The sequence below is a fragment of the Neobacillus kokaensis genome (assembly GCF_014656545.1).
GTDB classification, from domain to species: domain Bacteria; phylum Bacillota; class Bacilli; order Bacillales; family Cytobacillaceae; genus Neobacillus; species Neobacillus kokaensis.
This window is the reverse complement of record NZ_BNDS01000001.1, coordinates 74225-95634: the sequence shown is the minus strand read 5'-3', so window position 1 is coordinate 95634 and position 21410 is coordinate 74225. Positions and strand designations below refer to the sequence as shown.

Sequence of the window (21410 nt, the reverse complement as noted above, 5' to 3'; positions counted from 1 at the left end):
GGTAAGTTTAAAAAGCCTAACCATTTTTACTATAGAATGAATTGACTTAAATCCTTATTTTTTGAGATAGCTCCTAGTTTTTCGTCAACATATTGCGGTGTAATCGTGATTGTCTCCAAGGTGATATCAGGCGCTTCAAATGAAAGATCCTCTAAAAGTTTTTCCAAAATAGTATGAAGTCTTCTGGCACCAATATTATCTGTATTTTGATTGACTTCAAAAGCTATTTCTGCAATCCTACGAATAGCATCGTCAGAAAATTCAATTTGTATACCTTCTGTTTCCAATAATGCTCTATATTGCTTTATTAAGGCATTATCAGGTTCGATTAATATTCGATAAAAATCATCAACAGTCAGCTTCGTTAGTTCAACCCGAATTGGCAGGCGTCCTTGAAGCTCCGGAATTAAATCAGATGGTTTTGCCATATGGAAAGCCCCTGCAGCAATAAATAAGACATGATCGGTTTTAATTGGACCATATTTTGTTACCACTGTCGAACCTTCTACAACTGGCAGGATATCCCTTTGAACCCCTTCTCTTGAAACATCAGCAGATGAACCGCCAGTGTTTTTGCTGGCAATTTTATCGATTTCATCAATAAAAATAATACCCGTTTGCTCGGCACGGTAAACTGCTTCAGATGAAACTTCATCCATATCAATAAGTTTGGAAGCCTCTTCATTCGTTAATACTTTCCTTGCTTCCCGAACTGTTAATTTCCTTTTCTTATGTTTCTTCGGCATAAAGCTGCTAAGAGCATCCTGCATATTCATACCCATTTGTTCAATCCCTGAGCCTTGCAGCATATCAAACATAGATGGTGTTTGCTCTTCTACTTCCACTGTAACCACTTCATTCTCTAATTCACCAAGGGCTAATTTTTCTCTTACAATTTTCCGCTTTTCTTGAATAGAATAGTCTTCTTGCGGTGTTTCTTGTTCGGCAGAAGAATTACCGCCCCCAAATAACATCTCTAATGGATTTTTGTAATTTGTAGATTTCTTAGCAGCTGGAACTAACAATTCAATAAGCCGGTTGTTGGCATTTTCCTCCGCCCGTTCCTTTACACTCTGCATCCGTTCTTCTTTTACAAGCCGCACAGCGGTTTCAGCAAGATCACGGACCATCGATTCAACATCACGACCCACATAACCTACTTCTGTAAACTTAGTGGCTTCCACCTTGACGAAAGGTGCACCAACAAGTTTGGCAATTCTACGGGCAATTTCAGTTTTACCAACACCTGTAGGACCAATCATGAGAATATTCTTTGGAATAATTTCATCCCTTAGATTTTCATTCAAAAGACCTCTTCGATATCTATTTCTTAGAGCAACAGCAACCGCCTTTTTAGCATCCTTTTGCCCAATAATATATTGATCAAGTTTTTCAACTATTTGACGAGGTGTTAAATTGGTTGTTTTAGACATTTTATGTCTCCCTCCCATTAAAGCTCTTCAACGATTATGTTGTGGTTTGTATAGACACATATTTCCGCAGCCATTTCTAAAGAAGCCTTTGCGATTTGGTTTGCAGATAATTGTTCACCCGCATACCTTTTAAGAGACCTGCCTGCTGCCAATGCATAATTACCGCCAGAGCCGATTGCAAGAATTCCGTCATCAGGTTCAATAACTTCCCCCGTACCAGACACCAGCAATATATTATCACGGTCCATTACGATAAGCATCGCCTCAAGTTTTCTAAGTACTCTGTCGCTTCTCCACTCTTTAGCAAGCTCAACTGATGCCCTTTGAAGATTACCATTAAACTCCTGAAGCTTGCTTTCAAACAGTTCAAAAAGGGTAAAAGCATCGGCGACAGAACCTGCAAAACCGGCTAATACCTTCCCATTAAATATCTTTCTAACTTTTCTCGCTGTATGCTTCATCACAACCGCATTACCTAATGTAACTTGACCATCACCGGACATAGCACACTCGCCATTATGGTGAATAGCAAAAATTGTTGTTGCGTGAAATTGATTCATTTAAGACGGTCCTCCCTTTGGAGTAATAATTTGTATAAGACAATTTGTACAGTTTAACTTATGTAAAAAATTTTCAAAATATCATTAACAATTTGGAGGAAAACTTATCTTCCATTACCTTAATGAATAACCGTAAGTATCACTGCAAAAGAACTGTAAGTCTCATGTTCAAATATGAACAATGGAATCCACTTAAACATATTGATAATGATTCAATTGTTTATTTTGAATAATTCCAAAGCAATTGTAAATACTTGACTACTAACTTTAATAAAAATTTCACATTTACAAACAAATTACCTCGCAAAGGCTACTACATATTAACACACTTCCATAGCCCTTGCAATAAAATTTACAAAACCTTCACAAAGTTCTGAATTGTCTCTAACGCACGTTTTGCATGCTGCAAATTTCTTTCCTGTTTTCCCCTAATCTTAACAGGTAATTCAGGAAATAACCCAAAATTTGCATTCATAGGCTGGAAATTTGCTACATTTGTTGAGGTAATATATCGAGCCATACTTCCAATTGCCGTTTCTGTCGGAAACTCTACAGGTTCATCTCCTTGAACAAGTCGAGCTGCATTTATTCCTGCAATTAATCCACTAGCTGCGGATTCAACATAGCCTTCTACACCTGTCATTTGTCCAGCGAAAAATAAATCTTTACGGTTTTTAAATTGATAAGTAGCCGAGAGAACCTTTGGTGAATTAATAAACGTATTGCGGTGCATGACTCCATAGCGGACAATTTCAGCATTCTCAAGTCCGGGAATCAGCTGAATAACTTCTTTTTGTGGTCCCCATTTTAAATGGGTTTGAAAACCAACTATATTATATAATGTTCCAGCTGCATCGTCCTGGCGCAATTGGACAACCGCAAAAGGTCTTTTCCCGGTTTTCGGATCTTCTAACCCCACCGGTTTCAATGGACCAAAAAGCATTGTCTTTTTGCCTCTGGCAGCCATTACTTCAATCGGCATGCACCCTTCAAAAAATATCTCTTTTTCGAACTCTTTTAATGGAGCGGTTTCCGCAGAAACAAGTGCTTCATAGAAGCGGTTAAACTCTTCTTCGGTCATAGGACAATTGAGATAGGCGGCTTCCCCTTTATCATAACGCGATTTTAAATATACCTTTTCGATATCGATGCTGTCTTTTTCAATAATTGGTGCTGCAGCATCATAAAAATAAAGATATTCTTCACCCGTAAGACCTTTTAGCTTTTCCGATAACTGTGGACTTGTCAGTGGTCCTGTTGCAATGACCGTCGGGCCTTCAGGTATTTCTATTACTTCTTCGGTAATTACCGTGACATTTTCATGATTTTTTACCATTTCTGTTACTTTTGCAGCGAATTCATGCCTGTCAACTGCTAAAGCACCCCCTGCAGGTACAGAGCAAGCATCTGCTGCTGCGATGATTACTGAATCAAGCTGCCTCATCTCTTCCTTAAGGACACCAACTGCATTTGTCAGCGTATTGGCCCTAAGCGAGTTACTGCAGACTAATTCAGCAAATTTATCTGTATGGTGTGCCGGAGTTTGTTTAACTGGGCGCATTTCAAAAAGGCGAACCTTTACACCCCTTTTAGCTATTTGCCAGGCTGCTTCACTTCCTGCTAGACCGGCACCGACTACATTAACCATTACATCCTTCATGATGACCTCCTATATTTCTTCCTGTTTGCAAATTTGAAAGAGAACTATATATGTATACCTTTCCCTTATTAAGGTCCATCTTGCATTGTACTACACGTTTTGCAAACAAAAAAGTTTTTAGTTTTAAATAACATGTAAAAGAGTGGACAAATTGTCCACTCTTTAGCTTTGTGCCTCTTCCTTGTAGTCACAACTAACACATTGGACTTGGACACCTTTCTTCAATTTCTTTTCAACCAGGAGTCCTTCACATTTCGGGCAAGTTCTTGGCAATGGTTTATCCCAAGAAATAAACTCACATTCAGGATATCGGCTGCAGCCGTAAAATATCCTTTTCTTTTTACTCTTTCTTTCGATAATTGTACCTTCATTACAGCTTGGACAGGTGACACCGATTTCTTTAACGATTGGTTTTGTATTTCGGCAATCAGGGAAATTGCTGCAGGCCATGAATTTCCCGTAGCGTCCCATTTTAAATACCATTGGACTGCCGCAGTTTTCACAATCCTCACCTGCGGGTTCATCTTTGATTTCTATTTTTTCCATTACTTGTTCTGCTATTTTTAAATGCGTCTCGAATTCTTTGTAAAATGAATCAATCAGTTTGATCCAAGGCATTTTCCCATCTTCAACATTGTCTAAACCTTTTTCTAATCTAGCGGTAAATTCCACATCGATGATTTCCGGGAAAAATTCCACCATCACTTCATGAACAATTTCCCCAAGTTCAGTTGGCACAAAGCGTTTGTTGTCCAGACCAACATAGCCACGCTTTTGAATCGTATCCAGCGTCGGTGCATAAGTAGAAGGTCGTCCAATGCCTAACTCCTCAAGTGTCTTAACCAATCTTGCCTCGGTATATCTTGGCGGCGGCTGGGTAAAATGCTGCTTGGGTTCAATATCTTTTTGAAATACCTCATCACCCTCATTTAGGTCAGGCAGCATTTTATTAATTTCATCCACTTGATCATCTGAGCCTTCTACATAAAGCTTCATAAATCCCGGGAATTTTACTTTCGATCCAGTAGCACGGAAAATGGCGTTGCCATTTTGCAAATCAACACTCATTGTATCCATTACAGCCTGTGCCATCTGGCTGGCCAAAAACCGCTCCCAAATTAATTTGTACAAGCGCAGCTGATCTCTTGAAAGGAAGGCCTTTAAACTATTAGGGTCCCTAAAAGAGCTCGTTGGCCTGATGGCTTCATGAGCATCCTGTGCGTTCGACTGTTTTTTCTCTTTTCTTTGTTCTGTTTTTAAATAGTTGTCCCCATAGGCACTCTTAATATAATCCGCAGCCTCTGTCTGTGCAACCTCTGAGATTCTTGTTGAATCTGTTCTCATATAGGTGATTAAACCAACCGTTCCTTCACTGCCAAGTTCAATTCCTTCATAAAGCTGCTGGGCAAGCATCATCGTCTTTTTAGCACGAAAATTTAATTTTCTTGCTGCTTCCTGCTGTAATGATGATGTGGTAAATGGTGGTGCTGGATTTCGTTTTCGCTCTTTTTTACTAACAGAAATAACCTTAAATTTATTGCCTTCCATTTCCCGCAAAATCTTTTGTACATCTTCTTCGGACTTTAAATCTGTTTTTCCTTGGCCAGCAAGAGAATAGAAAAAACCGCTGAAATGGTTTGTTCCTTTAAGGAATTCCCCTTCAATCGTCCAATACTCTTCAGGTACAAAGGCTTGAATTTCCTTTTCCCGGTCAATAATTAGTCTTACTGCAACTGACTGCACCCTGCCTGCACTTAATCCTTTTTTCACCTTTTTCCACAACAGCGGGCTGATATTGTAACCTACAAGCCGGTCCAAAACCCTCCGTGCCTGTTGGGCATCCACCAAATCCATATTTATCGAACGCGGATGTTTAAAGGACTCCTTGATCGCATCCTTAGTAATTTCGTTAAATACGACACGGCAGTCAGATTCCGTATCTACCCCGAGACTATGCGCCAAATGCCAGGCAATTGCTTCCCCTTCACGATCAGGGTCGGCTGCTAGAAAAACTTTCTTTGCTTTTTTAGCTGCTGTTTTTAATTCCTTTAAAACAGGTCCCTTCCCGCGAATCGTTATATATTTAGGTTCAAAATTTTGTTCCACATTAACGCCCATTTGACTCCGCGGCAAATCTATTACATGACCCATAGATGCTTTTACTTTATATTTTTTTCCTAAGTATCGTTCAATCGTTTTCGCTTTAGCAGGCGATTCTACGATTACTAGAAATTCAGTCATGTTCCATTCCTCCTTAAATTAAGAGGGAAAATATGAAAGCGCCTTGAAAATGACTTGCAGCCTTTTTTCATTAGTGCTTACAATTTGAGAAGTTTTCTAAATTCCAAATTCCATTGAACCAATTTGTTTCAGAGAAAATATTTTACAAAACTCCCATATCCCAAAATATAATTAATCATTATTTATTTACAATATTATTTTTTCTTTTTTAAGTTATTCTTTTTTTCGAACATCTGTTGGAAAATGTATAACATATTAGAAATAATTTCAACCTTTTTATACTAAATTTTATCCCTTTATTCAAGAATACTTCATATTTTAATAAATTTCCTTTAATTTAGTTAGAGTTTTATCTTATTTCTTCTAAAATATCCTCTGCTTTAGTGACAAGTTTTGCCCCTTGTTGAATTAAATCATTCGTACCATCTGAATAAGGGTTAAAAATGCTGCCAGGAAGCGCAAATACTTCCCGCCCTTCAAGTACAGCATAATTTGCTGTAATCAATGAACCGCTTTTTCTTTTTGCTTCTATAATAAATGTACCGCGGGATAATCCGCTTATAATCCGATTCCGAGCTGGGAAATGCCATCTTTGAGGCTTCGTATCAGGCGGATATTCCGATAGGACCAGCTGAGATTTCATCATCTCCGCAGCCAGGTTCATATTTTCTTTTGGGTAAATATGATGGAATCCGCCAGCAATTACTCCGATTGTATGCCCGCCATTTTTAATGGCATATTCATGAGCAAGGGTATCTATACCTTTTGCAAGGCCGCTGACAATGAGGATTTTATTTTGAATTAATTTCGGGAACAGGAGCCGAACGGCATTTTTCCCATATTGGGTTGGCTGTCTAGAACCAACAACGGCAAGTTTCGGATCTTTGCCAAGTAATGATACATCACCCTTTGCAAACAGCGCCCATGGCGGCTGATAAATTTCCTTTAAATAGCTGGGATAATCTTTGTCAAAATAAGTAATTACCGTTATTTCGTTTGCTTTGTATTGGCGAATTTGATCATGAATTTTGTCGGGATGAAAGGATTCAATTGAAGAAGGTGTGGAAGGTTTTTCATTAGCGGCAAGGGCCATTTTCAGCTGTTCAGCCAATTGATAGGGATGAAAGGATGCTAGTGTCGGATCTTTTTTCAATATTAGGAATACGTTTCTCCAAGTACTATTTGGATAATGCAGTATGGTGATTAATTTTTCATTAAATTCATGCATCGACAACAATCCTCCGTTTTAATAATTTTCAAATGCACAAATAGCCCCTCAGGAATGAGGGACTATTTCAGGTAATCATGATGTTTATGATTAATGTCTAGTTCAAGCGCCAAGGCGCTTGCGCTTTTTAATGTGTCTTACACTTTTCGTAAAGACCTTTTTCTTTTAGGACTTCGATTAAAGTTTCTCCCATTACAGAAGGTGTTTCAGCTACTTTAATACCGCATTCATTCATGACACGGATTTTTTCGTCTGCTGTACCTTTACCGCCGGAAATAATTGCGCCAGCATGGCCCATGCGCTTTCCAGGAGGTGCAGTACGACCGCCGATGAAGCCCACAACAGGTTTAGTCATATTAGCTTTAACCCATTCCGCTGCCTCTTCTTCAGCTGTTCCGCCGATTTCACCGATCATAATAACTGCATATGTTTCAGGGTCTTCATTGAAGGCCTTTAATACATCGATAAAGTTTGTTCCGTTAACAGGGTCACCGCCAATACCAACAGCTGTAGTCTGGCCTACTCCTGCTTGTGTTAATTGGTGTACTGCTTCGTAAGTTAAAGTACCAGAGCGGGAAACAACACCGACATGGCCTTTTGTATGGATATAACCAGGCATGATGCCAATCTTACACTCATCTGCAGTAATAACCCCTGGACAGTTAGGACCAACTAAACGAGTCTTCTTGCCTTCCATATAACGTTTTACTTTAACCATATCTAATACTGGAATATGTTCTGTAATACAAATAACAAGATCTAACTCCGCATCAACTGCTTCAATTATAGAATCAGCAGCAAATGGGGCTGGAACATAGATAACAGATGCATTTGCACCAGTAGTTTCAACAGCTTCTTTTACAGTGTTAAAAACCGGTACTCCTTCTACTTCTTGGCCGCCTTTACCTGGAGAGGTTCCGCCGACAATTTTAGTACCATATTCAAGCATTTGCTTAGTGTGGAAACGGGCAGTTCCGCCTGTTATTCCTTGAACAATAACCTTTGTATCTTTATTAATAAAAACGCTCACGTTAATTCCCCTTTCTTTCGATCCTATTTCACTAGTGAAACGATTTTTTGTGCGCCGTCTGCCATGGATTCAGCAGCTGTAATGTCTAGACCTGACTCAGAAAGGATTTTCTTCCCTAAGTCAACATTCGTTCCTTCTAAACGAACTACAAGTGGAATGCTGAGTCCAACCTGCTTCGCTGCTTCTACAACACCTTCAGCAATGACATCACACTTCATGATGCCGCCAAAGATATTAACAAAAATACCTTTTACGTTTGGATCAGAAAGGATAATTTTAAATGCTTCAGTTACCTTTTCAGCTGTTGCACCGCCCCCAACATCAAGGAAGTTAGCCGGTTCACCGCCATAGTGCTTCACGATATCCATTGTAGCCATCGCAAGACCTGCACCGTTTACCATACAGCCAATATTTCCATCTAAAGCAATATAACTTAAGTCATATTTTGATGCTTCGATTTCTTTTGGATCTTCTTCTTCAAGGTCACGATATTCTAACACGTCTTTTTGACGATATAAGCTATTTGCATCAAAGTTTAATTTTGCATCCAATGCGATTACTTTTCCATCGCCAGTAACAACTAATGGATTGATTTCCGCGATTGAGCAGTCTTTCTCAATATAAGCATTGTAAAGACTTGTCATGAACTTAACAGCTTGGTTAACCAATTCTTTAGGAATATTGATATTGAATGCAAGACGGCGTGCTTGATATGGCATTAAACCAAGAACAGGATCAATTTCTTCTTTGAAAATCTTCTCAGGAGTGTTTGCAGCCACTTCTTCGATTTCTGTACCGCCTTCTTCAGACCCCATTAATACAACTCTTGAAGTAGCACGATCCAATACTAAGCCCACATAGTATTCTTTTTTGATGTCACAGCCTTCTTCAATTAACAGACGCTTGACTTCTTTACCTTCGGGACCAGTTTGGTGTGTTACTAATGTTTTACCTAGAATTTCGCTAGCGTATGTACGAACCTCTTCAAGGTTTTTCGCTACTTTAACACCGCCGGCTTTTCCCCTGCCGCCTGCGTGGATTTGTGCTTTTACGACACAAACTTGCGTACCTAGTTCTTTTGCCGCTTCTACAGCCTCTTCAACCGTGAAAGCTACTTTTCCATTTGGAACCGTTACTCCATATTTTCTGAGGATCTCTTTCCCCTGATACTCATGGATATTCATTTCCCATCCTCCTATATCTTACTCTTTCGAAAAAATTGACTCCGTTTTCATTTTATATAATGATACAACCCTTGTCCACCATAAAGTATAAAATTAATGTTCCACTCTATTTTCAAGGTTTACAAAGTAAATATGTCCTAACCTAGGAAATATTTGTTTTTTTACAATAATAAAAAACAGGCAATGACATGCCTGTTTTTATTATGCTGGAAGGAAACTGATTTTATGAAAATAAATTAGGCTCAACAAAATCTTTGATTGGAGCAAAGGATTTTCGATGATACTTTGTGATTCCATGTTGCTGAATGGCCAATAAATGCTCTTTCGTTCCATACCCCATGTGATGGTCAAAGCCATACGCAGGATACTGCTGCGCTATCTCCTTCATCAGCTGATCCCTAGCCGTCTTAGCCAAAATAGAAGCCGCAGCGATTGACACACTCCTTGCATCTCCTTTAATAATCGATTCTGATGGATAAGGGGTTTCTATTTTCATAGCATCAATTAATAAAAAATCAGGAGGTGTTGGCAAGGAAGCGATTGCTGCCTTCATTGCTTTTTTTGTCGCTTGATAAATATTTATTTCATCAATTTCATTTGCATGAATCATAGCTATGCTAAATGAAACAGCTTCTTTTTTAATGATTTCTGCGTATTCCTGCCGTTTTTTTTCAGAAAGTTTTTTTGAATCATCTATTCCTGCTAAGAAAAAATTATGGGGTAAAACAACAGCAGCGGCTACAACCGGCCCAGCAAGCGGACCCCTGCCCACTTCATCTATCCCGGCAATTTGTTCGAAGCCTTCTGCCCAACATTTACGTTCATATTGGGTCATCTCAAAAAATTTGGCCTCAAGGAACTTTTCTTCCTCTCGTCGTTTTCTCCATTTGGTCAAACTTTTTTGAACGCCAATTCGTTCATCTTTTTCAAGTTCAAGAATAAATGGATCTAATTCATTAATAATCTCAGCTAAACTTTCTTCGATTTGGGCAATTGAGGGTCGTTTCATGTTTGTCACCTAAAAAAGTTTTTTTAATATATAGAATGATCATTAAAAATCGCTCGGTTTTTCAAGCGAAATGGGGCCAAATTTCTCAGAGCGGAACTCACGGATGACAAGTTCTGCTACTTTATCATAATCAACCATACCTCCACCCATCAAACAGCCTCTCAGTCTGCCGATATGATCAAACAGGGCAACAGCATCTTCAGGAAGTTCCGTTAGCTTATACCGGTCCTTAAGGCGCTCTGGGTAAAAACGTTCTAAGTACTTTAGCGAATAAATTGTTAAATCATGCAGGTTTAATAATGTATCCTTTATCGCTCCCGTGATTGCCAGCTTCATCCCGACCTCTTGGTCTTCAAACTTTGGCCACAAGATCCCTGGTGTATCAAGGAGCTCCATTTCTTTACCAACCTTGATCCACTGTTGAGATTTCGTTACACCAGGAGTATTTCCAGTTTTAGCGATATTCTTTTTTGCAAGACGGTTAATCAGCGTGGATTTTCCGACGTTTGGAATTCCAACAATCATCGCTCGGATCGCCCTCGGCTTGACCCCTTTTGCTTTTAAGCGGTCAAATTTATCCTTAAGAATTTCCTGCGAAGCTGTTGTTATAGTTTTCATGCCTTCTCCTGCCTGAGAATTTATTGCAAGAGACTTTATCCCCTTTTCAGCAAAGAAGTTCATCCATTCCTTTGTTACTTCCCGATCCGCCATATCTGCTTTATTTAATAATACTAATCTCGGCTTATGTTGAATTATCTCATCAATCATTGGGTTTCTAGAAGAATAGGGAATTCGCGCATCAACTAGTTCAAAAATGATATCAACAAGCTTTAATTTTTCCGTGACCTCTCTTCGGGCCTTAGCCATATGGCCCGGAAACCATTGGATTGTCAATGCAGCCACCTCCTATTGCTGTATACTATTCAATATGTGCATCTTTCAACGGCCAAAAGACAATGCTTGCCTTTCCAATGACTTTACTCATCGGTACAGTTCCAATATGTCTTGAGTCCTTACTAAAGCGGCGATTATCCCCCATAACAAATAATTCACCTTTCGGAACTGTAGTACGGCCTATTTTTTCTTCCAAAGTAAAATCATCTGTAAGCGGACCATCTTCGACCTGATCCTTATATTCTTCAAGATAAGGTTCCTTATATGCCTTTCCATTTACATATAAGGTATCGTTTTTATATTCGATATGATCCCCAGGCAGGCCGATCACACGTTTTATGTAATCCTTATGTTCCGGTGCATGAAAAACAATAATATCAAAGCGCTTAGGTTCCCCAATTTCATAGCTAATTTTATTTACAATCATCCGGTCTTGGTCTTTCAGCGTTGGCATCATGGACAGTCCATCAACGACAATTGGAGCGAAAAGAAAGTAGCGAATAATCGCTGCTAATGCAACTGCAATTAAAAGTGCCTTTGTCCATTCCCAAAGTTCATTTTTCTTTTTTGTCATACATTACCCACCAATCTTGCAAAAGTCTTATAAAGATTATTGTACATAACTTACATCCAAATAACACGACAGTTACTCAGTTTTTAATGAAATTTTAATATTTTTATGTTCTAAAATGTATTAAGGCAGATAAGTATGTATAAAAAAAGAGCTTGCCATGCAAGCTCCTTTTTTTCATATTAGCGAATTTCTTTAATACGAGCTTTCTTACCGCGAAGGTTACGTAGGTAGTAAAGCTTCGCACGGCGAACTTTACCGCGGCGGATTACTTCAAGCTTCGCAATTTTTGGTGTGTGTACAGGGAATGTACGCTCAACGCCTACTCCGTAAGAAACTTTACGAACTGTAAAAGTTTCGCTGATTCCACCACCACGACGCTTAATCACAACACCTTCAAATAACTGGATACGCTCACGAGTACCCTCGATAACTTTAACGTGTACACGTACAGTATCACCAGGACGGAACGAAGGAAGGTCAGAACGAAGTTGTTCTTTTGTGATTTCTTCAATAATTTTATGCATCGTTTTCAACTCCTTCCAACAGATGCTCATGCACATAATACAAACAGCTGCAGCGGAACATCGTTATAAGACCTTTTCTGAAAGGTTTCAGTTAAAGTCACAAGATGTATAATACCATATTTATTTCAAGCCTGCAATACTAGTTGTCTTCTTTTTCAACTTCTCGGAGCCATTTTTCTTGCTGAGGTGTAAGTTCCATTTTCTCTAACAAATCAGGTCTTCTTTCCAATGTTCGCCTTAAAGCTTCTTTATTTCGCCATTCCTCGATCATTTTATGATTTCCGGATAGAAGCACTTCGGGTACCTTCATACCGCGAAAATCAGCCGGCCTTGTATAATGAGGGTGTTCTAACAATCCAGTACTAAAGGAATCCTTCTGGTGAGATTCCTCGTTGCCTAACACTTCCGGTAATAGGCGGACAACACTATCGATTACAACCATGGCACCAAGTTCGCCGCCTGTTAAAACATAATCACCAATGGATATTTCATCGGTTACAACATGCTTACGGATTCGTTCATCATATCCCTCATAGTGACCACAAATAAAAATCAAATGCTCTTCTTTTGCTAATTCTTCAGCCTTCCGCTGATCATATCTAGTTCCCTGAGGGCAAAGGAGGATCACTCTTTGATTCTTACTATCTGCCCTTTCTTTAAGGGCAGCCACACCGTCAAAGATTGGCTGCGGCATTAACACCATGCCTGCACCGCCGCCGTATGGATAATCATCAACAGACGAATGTTTATTATCAGAAAACTCTCGAAAATTGACCACATTATAGTGGACAGCCGACTTTTCAGCCGCTTTATGTAATATTGAATGTCCCAGTACCCCTGTAAACATTTCTGGAAAAAGCGTCAGGATGTCAATATGCATCATGATAGAAGCCCTTCCATTGGTTCTATTATTACTGTTTTTTCCTTAACATCAACTTTCTTGACAACATCAGCAATATATGGGATTAAAACCTCTTTGCCGTCTTTTCCTTTTACGACCCAAACGTCATTTGCACCGGGAGTGAGTATTTCGCTTATCTTTCCAAGTACTTCACCAGATGTGAGAAAGACCTGGCAGCCAATGATTTCATGAAAATAAAACTCATCCTCTTCCAATTCGCTTAACTGCGACTCTGGCACCTTCAAAATGCCATCCCGAAACTTTTCCACTAAGTTGATATTTTCAAGTCCTTCAAAAATTAATAAATTAAAATTTTTATGGGTACGATGATGTTTAACAGTTAATTCAATGGGTTCATTCTCATTTTTCATAAATAAAAATAACTTATTACCAGCCTTGTATCGTTCCTCAGGAAAATCCGTCTTGGAGATAACACGTACTTCTCCTTTTATGCCATGGGTGTTTACAATTTTTCCAACATTAAACCATTTTTCCATAATCTCAATCACCTTCTATCTTATGTCCTCGATTATACCATCTTTAATTACAATCGTTGGCTGCCCTGCTTCTTCATTCCATACATCACCGACTTTTACTTCTATAAGTGCTTGAACTTCCTTTTCTTTTAATTCACTTCCTAATGGTAGGATATGTAATTGTTCGATTTGAAACTCAAGAAGCTTAATTTTTTCCTTCCTCATTTGAATTTCTTTTTCAAAATGCTTTTTAAGTGTAGTTGGTGAGAAGTTTTTAGTTCTTTCCAAACGTTTTAATTCAAATTGAAGTTGATCGCATTCCTTCTGAAGTTGAAGTTTGCGGGATTGGTATTGGTCAAAAAGCTGCTGTTTGCTCGTTTCTGTTAATATTTGTTTTACCACAACGGTCTGGATTAGCTGCACGCGGTTTCCTCCTCTAGGCTACGGCTTTTCCTATAGCAAAAAAGGGAGGAATCAATCCCTCCCTTTTATCTAGATGCAAAAAGCTATTCACCAATTTCTAGAAATATTTTCTTTTGTTGTGAAGATCCTGCTGCATAAACAACAGTCCTAATGGCTTTTGCAACGCGCCCCTGCTTTCCAATCACTTTACCCATATCCGCCTTGTTAACAGAAAGATGATAAGTAATGCGAGTATCTTCCTCGGCCGTGCTGACACGGACATCTTCAGGAAAATCAACTAGAGGCTTAACAATTGTTTCAATCAATTCTTTCATAGCCGCTAAATTTACTTGCTCAATTTAGCATTATGGAATTTCTCCATAATACCTTGTTTAGAGAAAAGGTTACGAACTGTATCAGATGGTTTTGCACCATTTTGTAACCATTTAAGAGCTAATTCTTCATTGATCTCAACTAAAGCTGGTTCTGCAACAGGGTTGTAAGTCCCAACTGTTTCAATGAAGCGTCCATCACGTGGTGAACGAGAATCTGCAACTACAATACGATAGAAAGGAGTTTTCTTTGCTCCCATACGTTTTAAGCGAATTTTTACTGCCATTTTAATAGCACCTCCGAATAGTTTCACACAAGATAGTATAATATCAATTTATTTTTGATTTGTAAAGTGTTTTTTCTTTACACACAGTATTACCAATATTTACTAAAATAAAACAGGATATAAATTGAACTTTGATAAAGTCCAGCTCCAGCACCTAGGGGCTCGCAGGTCTACAGCCAATTCGTCAAGAAGGCTAAAAAACAGCCTTCTCGCCAGCTTGCCTTATGCCTTTCGCACCTGGTCAAAGCCCTTCCGCTTTTCGTTTTAAAATGGATTAAAAGGAAATTTAAATCCACCTTTTTTCTTTGCTTTTTGCTGCATGCCTGTCATTTGCTTCATCATTTTTTTCATATCTTCAAACTGTTTAAGCAAACGGTTTACTTCCGCAACTGTACGACCGCTGCCTTTGGCAATCCGGCGCTTGCGGCTTGAATTCATAAGTTCAGGGCGAAGCTTTTCTTCCTTCGTCATCGAACGGATGATTGCCTCTACATGGGAGATTTGTTTTTCATCGATTTGAATATTATTTAAGCCTTTAATCTTGCCTGCTCCTGGCATCATTTTTAACAGTTCGTCGAGCGGCCCAAGCTTTCTGACTTGACCAAGCTGTTCTAAAAAGTCATCAAGCGTAAAAGAGGCTGTCCGCATTTTCTGTTCTAACTCTTTGGCTTTTTCTTCATCGATATTTGATTGCGCTTTTTCAATAAGTGTCAGTACATCACCCATACCGAGAATTCTTGATGCCATTCGTTCAGGGTGAAACGGCTCAATGGCATCCATTTTCTCTCCAAGACCAACAAACTTAATTGGTTTATCCGTAACGGCGCGAATTGAAAGCGCTGCTCCTCCTCGTGTATCACCATCAAGCTTTGTTAACACTACTCCGGTAATACCGAGCTGTTCATTAAAACTTTGGGCAACATTGACGGCGTCCTGACCCGTCATCGCATCTACAACCAAGAAAATTTCATCCGGCTTTGTTAATTCTTTAATGTCCTTTAGCTCATTCATTAAGGCTTCATCCACATGAAGACGACCTGCTGTATCAATCAGGACATAATCATGGTGATCCTCTTTAGCTTTTGCAATGGCCTGTCTGGCAATTTCAACCGGACTTACTTGATCCCCTAATGAGAATACCGGCATGCTTAATTGTTTACCCAGAGTTTCAAGCTGTTTAATGGCAGCCGGACGATATATATCGCCAGCCACGAGTAAAGGCTTACGATTATATTTTTTTCGCAGCAAATTGGCCAATTTTCCAGTCGTTGTTGTTTTACCGGCACCTTGCAGGCCGACCATCATAATGACTGTAGGCGGGCGGTTCGATACAGCAATTTTACTCTGCTCGCCGCCCATTAACAACGTTAATTCTTCATTTACAATTTTAATAATCTGCTGACCGGGCGTTAAGCTTTTTAGTACTTCCTGCCCTACAGCCCGTTCACTAACTTTTTTAACAAAATCTTTGACGACTTTAAAGTTGACGTCTGCTTCAAGCAGAGCTAGACGTACTTCACGCATCATTTCTTTTACATCCGCTTCTGAAACTTTACCTTTTCCGCGGATCTTTTGAATCGTACTTTGCAGTCGGTCGGCTAATCCTTCAAATGCCATCAATGCCGCCTCCTAATCTAAATTCTCCAACTTCGCAATTGTATCTAACATTGCCTGCTTTGAAGGGTCCTCCTCCAACAGCATTTTTTTCATTTTTTTTATTAGCTCTGAACGTTCTTGAAATTTCTGCAGCAGCAAAAGCTTTGCTTCATATTCCTCAAGCATTGCTTCTGTCCGTTTAATATTATCATAAACGGCTTGGCGGCTGACCCCATACTCTTCGGCAATTTCACCAAGTGAGTAATCATCAAGATAATAGAGAGACATATAGCTTTGCTGCTTCGGTGTTAACAACGAGTTATAAAAATCATACAAATAGTTCATTCGCGTTGTTTTTTCAAGCAAACATGAGCCCCCCTTGTTAAGTGAAAAGCCTTTACAAAGAGTTTACACAGCGATTATGTTTCTGTCAAGAAATTATCTTTACAACGCTAATGATGACACTTTTTGTCTCTTATAAATCTGCTTTTTCAACTTGCTCGGCAAATAGACCGTACACATATTTCTCAGCATCAAATTCCTGCAGGTCATCCATTCTTTCACCAAGACCTACAAACTTCACTGGAATATTTAATTCTTTGCGAATTGCCAATACAATCCCGCCTTTAGCGGTACCGTCTAATTTAGAAAGAACAATCCCGCTGACATTTGTCGCTTCTTTAAACGTTTTAGCCTGAATTAAAGCATTTTGCCCAGTTGTTGCATCAAGTACAAGCAGTACTTCATGCGGGGCACCTGGGATTTCCCGCTCAATGACGCGCTTCACCTTTTCAAGCTCTTTCATCAAGTTTACTTTATTTTGCAGACGTCCCGCTGTGTCACAGAGCAAAATATCCGCTTTACGAGATTTCGCGGCGGCAATCGCATCGAACATTACGGCCGCAGGATCAGATCCTTCAGCCTGCTTAATCGTTTCAACACCAACCCTGTCACCCCAAACCTCGAGCTGTTCTATTGCACCGGCACGGAATGTATCGCCCGCTGCTAACAGTACTTTTTTCCCTTCACTCTTAAATTTATGGGCGAGCTTGCCGATTGTAGTTGTCTTTCCAACACCATTAACCCCGACAAATAATATTACCGTGAGACCATTCTCCTGGATATTCAAATCAGAGGATAATTCCTCACCTGAATTGTAAATATCGACAAGCTTTTCCGAGATTACACTTTGGACCTCCGCAGGTTCTTGGATATTACGACGTTTTACCTCCATTTTAAGCTCATCAATCAGCTCCATGACCGTATCAAAACCGACATCTGCCTGAATAAGAATTTCCTCTAATTCTTCGAAAAATTCTTCGTCCACTTTACGATATCTGGCAACCAAATCATTTACTTTCGAGGAAAAATTATTCCTTGTTTTCGATAGACCTTCTTTGAACTTTTCTGTTACAGAATCCGTTGATTTTGTGATCTTTTCTTTTAGTTTCTTAAAAAAACTCATACATTCACTTCCCTTAAAATTATTGTTCTACTAGTTCCTTCGTTTCTTCCAGCCGAACGGATACAAGCTTTGAGACGCCCGATTCCTGCATTGTCACTCCATAGAGAACATCCGCTTCCTCCATTGTCCCTTTCCGGTGGGTGATCACAATAAATTGAGTCTCTGAGCTGTAACGTTTTAAATATTGGCTGAAGCGCTGAACATTCGCTTCGTCTAGGGCTGCCTCAACCTCGTCAAGGATACAAAAAGGAACAGGTCGTACCTTTAAGATTGAAAAAAGTAAGGCAATTGCCGTCAATGCCCTTTCTCCCCCAGATAATAAACCAAGGTTTTGCAGCTTTTTTCCCGGTGGCTGGGCGACAATTTCCACGCCAGTATTCAGAATATCCTCCGGATCTGTTAGAATCAGGTCTGATCTGCCGCCGCCAAAAAGAACCCGAAAGACCGGTTCAAATTGTTCGCGAATTCCATCGAACGTTTGTTTGAAACGCTTTTTCATTTCTTCATCCATTTCATCAATGACCTGGAAAAGGGTATCCTTCGCTTCTTGTAGATCGGTTTTTTGTTCATTTAAAAACTCGTAACGTTCCGAAACACGCTCGTATTCTTCGATTGCCCCAAGATTCACATTACCAAGCTCATCAATCGCGAGCTTTATCAGCTTTACCTTTTTACGGGCCTCCTCAACAGGGACGGTTAATGGGTATTGCTCTTTAGCCCCTTCAAACGATAATAAGTATTCTTCCCTTAAGCGGGCAAGCCGGTTCTCCAGGTCCACATCCATACGATTCAATTTTACTTCCTCGTCCTTTAAAACAACTGTCATTCCTTTATGGAGTCGCTTCACTTCTCGGGCTTCGAGTTCTAAATGTTCTAATGTCTCTTGAAGTTCTAGACGCTCCTGCCTTCTAGAAGTAATTAATTGTAAAGTGGCTTCTTTATCTTGCTGCTTTCGCTTAGAGGCAGCTTCTAATTGTTCCTCGCCTGAAGTGCTGCTTGACATTTCTGTCGATAACAGATTTAAATCTTCGGATAGAATGGACAGTTTTTGCTCATTTTCTTGCAGCTCCGCTTTAATGGCCGCAAACCGCTCTTTCGTGTGTGAATACTGTTCATTCTTTGATGCCAGCTTAATCTGTAGATTGTTAATCTCGTTGGTAATGGCCTCTTTTGATGTAAGGTCTTGAGTCTTTTGTTCCGTCAATTGCACGATTTGTTTATCGAGTTCAGCAATCTGTAATTGATAGGCTGTTAACGCTTGGGAAATGGTATCTCTTCTTTTGCCTAAATTACTAATCTCATCAAAAAATTGACCTTTTTCGAGATCATAGATCGCCAATCGTTCATTAATATTTTTCTCTTCCAGCTCCGCTTCGCGAAGATCTCCCTTTAAGGTTTGTTCTGTCAGCCTTAATTCTTCGCCTGACTCTCGCATCGATTCAAGCTCGAGCTCCCCTAACCGGACTTCTTCTTTTAATGACTTGACAGTTTGCTCAAGATCAGCTGTTTTTTCTTCCATTATGACCAGCTTTTCCTTTAGATCATCAAGCTCGCCTTTTCTAGTTAACAGGGAAGATGTCTTTTGTTTCACAGCACCGCCTGTCATCGATCCGCCAGGATTGACAACATCGCCTTCAAGAGTTACCAAGCGGACACGGTACTGAAGAATTTTCGCTAACTCATTGGCACCCTTTAAATCTTTCGTAATGATAACACTGCCTAAAAGATTGTTCATTACCTCGACATATTTATCCTTAAATTGGACAAGTCTAACAGCTGTACCGATGAAAGAAGGATGGCTTTGTATTAAACTAATTTGTGCCTGAGACAATGGCCGTCCTTTCATAACACTTAAAGGTAAAAAGGTCGCTCTACCAAAAGAATGCTGCTTTAAATATTGAATAGCTGTACGCGCATTTGTTTCGGTATCAACGACAATATGCTGCAAAGCTCCGCCAAGAGCAGTTTCAAGCGCCACACTATATTCCTTAGGAACATGGATTAGTTCAGCAACTGCACCTTCAATCCCTTCAAGCTTCGTGCCTCTTGCCTTTAACACCTCTTTAACACCTTGAAAGAAGCCTGAGTAATCCTCTTCCAGTTCTTCGAGCATTTCCTTTTTTGATTTAGCCTGCTGCAATAGCTGATAGGCTTGATACAATGTTTTCTCTTGTTTTTGGTAGTTATTTTTTAATACTTCAAGCTGTCGCTGTAATTCACGATAACCAACCACTTGTGTATCAAGTTTTTGACCTAATTCATCAATCCTTGCTTGAATGTCGGACTTTTTCTTTTCCGCTTTCTGCCGCTCTAACAGAAATTTTTCATTCTCCTCATCAAGACGGACACTTTTTCTTTCCTGCTGCTTTGACTGTTCCTCAATGTATCTTAACTCGTTTTTCGCACCAGCTTGTTCGTTTAACAGCTCGATATATTCGCTTTTTAAGTCGTCAATTTTTTCATCAATATTTTCACCAAACAATAACAGTCTTTCCTGCTTCTCCTTAAGACGTGTTTGCAGTTGTCGAACCTGCACTTCAAGCTGTTCAACGGATACAGCCAGCATATCTCGATTTTGTTGTTGAGCAGCAATTTTATCCGCTAACTCAGCAATATTTATTTTTAGCTGATCTTTATTATTTGCTGCATTTTTCCGTCGTTCTTTTAATACTTCCTTACGACCTTCAAGCTTTTCAAGTTCCTCACTAGCATGGAGAAGGACATTTTGAAGCTCTGAAATCGATTCATCCAGGGCGGAAGTTTTATCTCTTGTCTCAATAATTTTAGCTTCCTTTAGCTGGAGTTCGCTCGAAAGCTTAAGTTCCTCTTGTTGGTGCTCGTTCAGCTGTTTAGAAAGACCTTCCCATTCCTGGTTTAATTCTTCAATTTCAAGTACTGTTAAGGCTACTTCAAATTTTTCAAGCTCTGCTTTTTTCTCTAAATAGTCTTTCGCCATTGAAGCTTGCATCTTAAGCGGTTCGACCTGTGCTCCTAATTCATGAAGAATGTCATTTACACGATTTAGATTTTCTTGCGTTTCGGCTAATTTTCCTTCTGCCTTTTTCTTTCTATTTTTATATTTTAATACTCCTGCTGCTTCTTCAAAAATCGTCCGCCGATCTTCTGCTTTGCTGTTTAATATTTCTTCTACTTTTCCTTGGCTGATTATTGAAAATGCTTCCCGGCCAAGTCCAGAATCCATAAATAAGTCAATAATATCCTTTAATCTGCACGGCTGTTTATTAATCAAATATTCACTGTCACCTGACCTGGAAACTCTTCTAGTAACACTTACTTCGTTGTACGCGATCCCTAGGCCTTGATCCTCATTATCTAACGTTAACGTAACCTCAGCAAAATTAAGCGGTCTCCTTGAGTCGCTGCCGGCAAAAATAATATCTTCCATTTTACTGCCTCTGAGTGATTTGGCCGACTGTTCCCCTAATACCCAGCGGATGGCATCGGTAATATTGCTTTTTCCGCTGCCATTCGGTCCTACCACCGCGGTTACTCCTGTTACAAAATCAACACTGATCCGGTCAGCAAACGATTTAAAGCCAATAATGTCTAACCGTTTTAAAAACATTCCTTTTAATCCTCCCTAAATGCTAAAA

The 21410-nt window shown here is 39.6% G+C and carries 20 protein-coding genes; all 20 read right to left on the bottom strand.

From position 1 onward, the window contains the following. Positions 1-29: 29 nt before the first annotated feature. Complete coding sequence (hslU, locus tag IE222_RS00460; RefSeq protein WP_191268625.1) at positions 30-1433, bottom strand: ATP-dependent protease ATPase subunit HslU; 1404 nt, start codon at positions 1431-1433, stop codon at positions 30-32. 17 nt (positions 1434-1450) lie between these two features. Then, positions 1451-1993 carry an ATP-dependent protease subunit HslV gene (gene hslV / locus IE222_RS00455; RefSeq protein ID WP_191268623.1) on the bottom strand — a complete coding sequence of 181 codons (543 nt, stop codon included), beginning with the start codon at positions 1991-1993 and terminating at the stop codon, positions 1451-1453. Positions 1994-2345: 352 nt separating this feature from the next. Continuing rightward, positions 2346-3653, bottom strand: coding sequence for an FADH(2)-oxidizing methylenetetrahydrofolate--tRNA-(uracil(54)-C(5))-methyltransferase TrmFO (gene trmFO / locus IE222_RS00450; protein WP_191268621.1), 1308 nt, complete (start codon positions 3651-3653; stop codon positions 2346-2348). Positions 3654-3815: 162 nt separating this feature from the next. Next, positions 3816-5894 carry a type I DNA topoisomerase gene (topA, locus tag IE222_RS00445; protein ID WP_191268619.1) on the bottom strand — a complete coding sequence of 693 codons (2079 nt, stop codon included), beginning with the start codon at positions 5892-5894 and terminating at the stop codon, positions 3816-3818. A gap of 349 nt (positions 5895-6243) precedes the next feature. Next, positions 6244-7122: a DNA-processing protein DprA gene (dprA, locus tag IE222_RS00440; RefSeq protein WP_191268617.1), complete on the bottom strand. Its 879-nt coding sequence runs from the start codon at positions 7120-7122 to the stop codon at positions 6244-6246. A 127-nt stretch (positions 7123-7249) separates the two neighbouring features. Further along, positions 7250-8152 (bottom strand): succinate--CoA ligase subunit alpha, encoded by a 903-nt coding sequence (gene sucD / locus IE222_RS00435; RefSeq protein WP_191268615.1) that lies wholly within the window; start codon positions 8150-8152, stop codon positions 7250-7252. Between the two features lie 23 nt (positions 8153-8175). Continuing rightward, entirely contained in the window at positions 8176-9336 is a 1161-nt protein-coding gene (gene sucC / locus IE222_RS00430) for an ADP-forming succinate--CoA ligase subunit beta (RefSeq protein WP_191268613.1), read from the bottom strand. A gap of 223 nt (positions 9337-9559) precedes the next feature. Continuing rightward, positions 9560-10345 (bottom strand): ribonuclease HII, encoded by a 786-nt coding sequence (gene rnhB / locus IE222_RS00425; protein ID WP_191268611.1) that lies wholly within the window; start codon positions 10343-10345, stop codon positions 9560-9562. Between the two features lie 42 nt (positions 10346-10387). Further along, positions 10388-11239: a ribosome biogenesis GTPase YlqF gene (gene ylqF / locus IE222_RS00420; RefSeq protein WP_191268609.1), complete on the bottom strand. Its 852-nt coding sequence runs from the start codon at positions 11237-11239 to the stop codon at positions 10388-10390. A 25-nt stretch (positions 11240-11264) separates the two neighbouring features. Further along, entirely contained in the window at positions 11265-11813 is a 549-nt protein-coding gene (lepB, locus tag IE222_RS00415; protein ID WP_191268607.1) for a signal peptidase I, read from the bottom strand. A gap of 179 nt (positions 11814-11992) precedes the next feature. Then, positions 11993-12337: a 50S ribosomal protein L19 gene (gene rplS / locus IE222_RS00410; RefSeq protein ID WP_191269327.1), complete on the bottom strand. Its 345-nt coding sequence runs from the start codon at positions 12335-12337 to the stop codon at positions 11993-11995. A gap of 139 nt (positions 12338-12476) precedes the next feature. Then, the gene (trmD, locus tag IE222_RS00405) at positions 12477-13220 is read right to left on the bottom strand and encodes a tRNA (guanosine(37)-N1)-methyltransferase TrmD (protein ID WP_223282530.1); all 744 of its coding nucleotides are present in this window, start codon (positions 13218-13220) and stop codon (positions 12477-12479) included. Next, entirely contained in the window at positions 13217-13735 is a 519-nt protein-coding gene (rimM, locus tag IE222_RS00400; RefSeq protein WP_191268605.1) for a ribosome maturation factor RimM, read from the bottom strand. The genes trmD and rimM overlap by 4 nt, the downstream gene beginning before the upstream one ends. Positions 13736-13750: 15 nt before the next feature. Beyond that, complete coding sequence (locus IE222_RS00395) at positions 13751-14137, bottom strand: YlqD family protein (protein WP_191268603.1); 387 nt, start codon at positions 14135-14137, stop codon at positions 13751-13753. Between the two features lie 83 nt (positions 14138-14220). Next, a complete protein-coding gene (locus tag IE222_RS00390) occupies positions 14221-14451 on the bottom strand; it encodes a KH domain-containing protein (protein WP_191268602.1) in 231 nt (76 codons plus the stop codon). Positions 14452-14462: 11 nt separating this feature from the next. Beyond that, positions 14463-14735, bottom strand: coding sequence for a 30S ribosomal protein S16 (gene rpsP / locus IE222_RS00385; RefSeq protein WP_191268600.1), 273 nt, complete (start codon positions 14733-14735; stop codon positions 14463-14465). Positions 14736-14999: 264 nt separating this feature from the next. Next, on the bottom strand, positions 15000-16352 hold the full coding sequence (ffh, locus tag IE222_RS00380; RefSeq protein WP_191268598.1) for a signal recognition particle protein: 1353 nt from the start codon (positions 16350-16352) through the stop codon (positions 15000-15002). A gap of 12 nt (positions 16353-16364) precedes the next feature. Further along, entirely contained in the window at positions 16365-16697 is a 333-nt protein-coding gene (locus tag IE222_RS00375; protein WP_191268596.1) for a putative DNA-binding protein, read from the bottom strand. A 109-nt stretch (positions 16698-16806) separates the two neighbouring features. Beyond that, positions 16807-17796: a signal recognition particle-docking protein FtsY gene (gene ftsY, locus IE222_RS00370; RefSeq protein WP_191268594.1), complete on the bottom strand. Its 990-nt coding sequence runs from the start codon at positions 17794-17796 to the stop codon at positions 16807-16809. A gap of 19 nt (positions 17797-17815) precedes the next feature. Then, positions 17816-21382 carry a chromosome segregation protein SMC gene (gene smc, locus IE222_RS00365; RefSeq protein WP_191268592.1) on the bottom strand — a complete coding sequence of 1189 codons (3567 nt, stop codon included), beginning with the start codon at positions 21380-21382 and terminating at the stop codon, positions 17816-17818. Between the last annotated feature and the right edge of the window lie 28 nt (positions 21383-21410).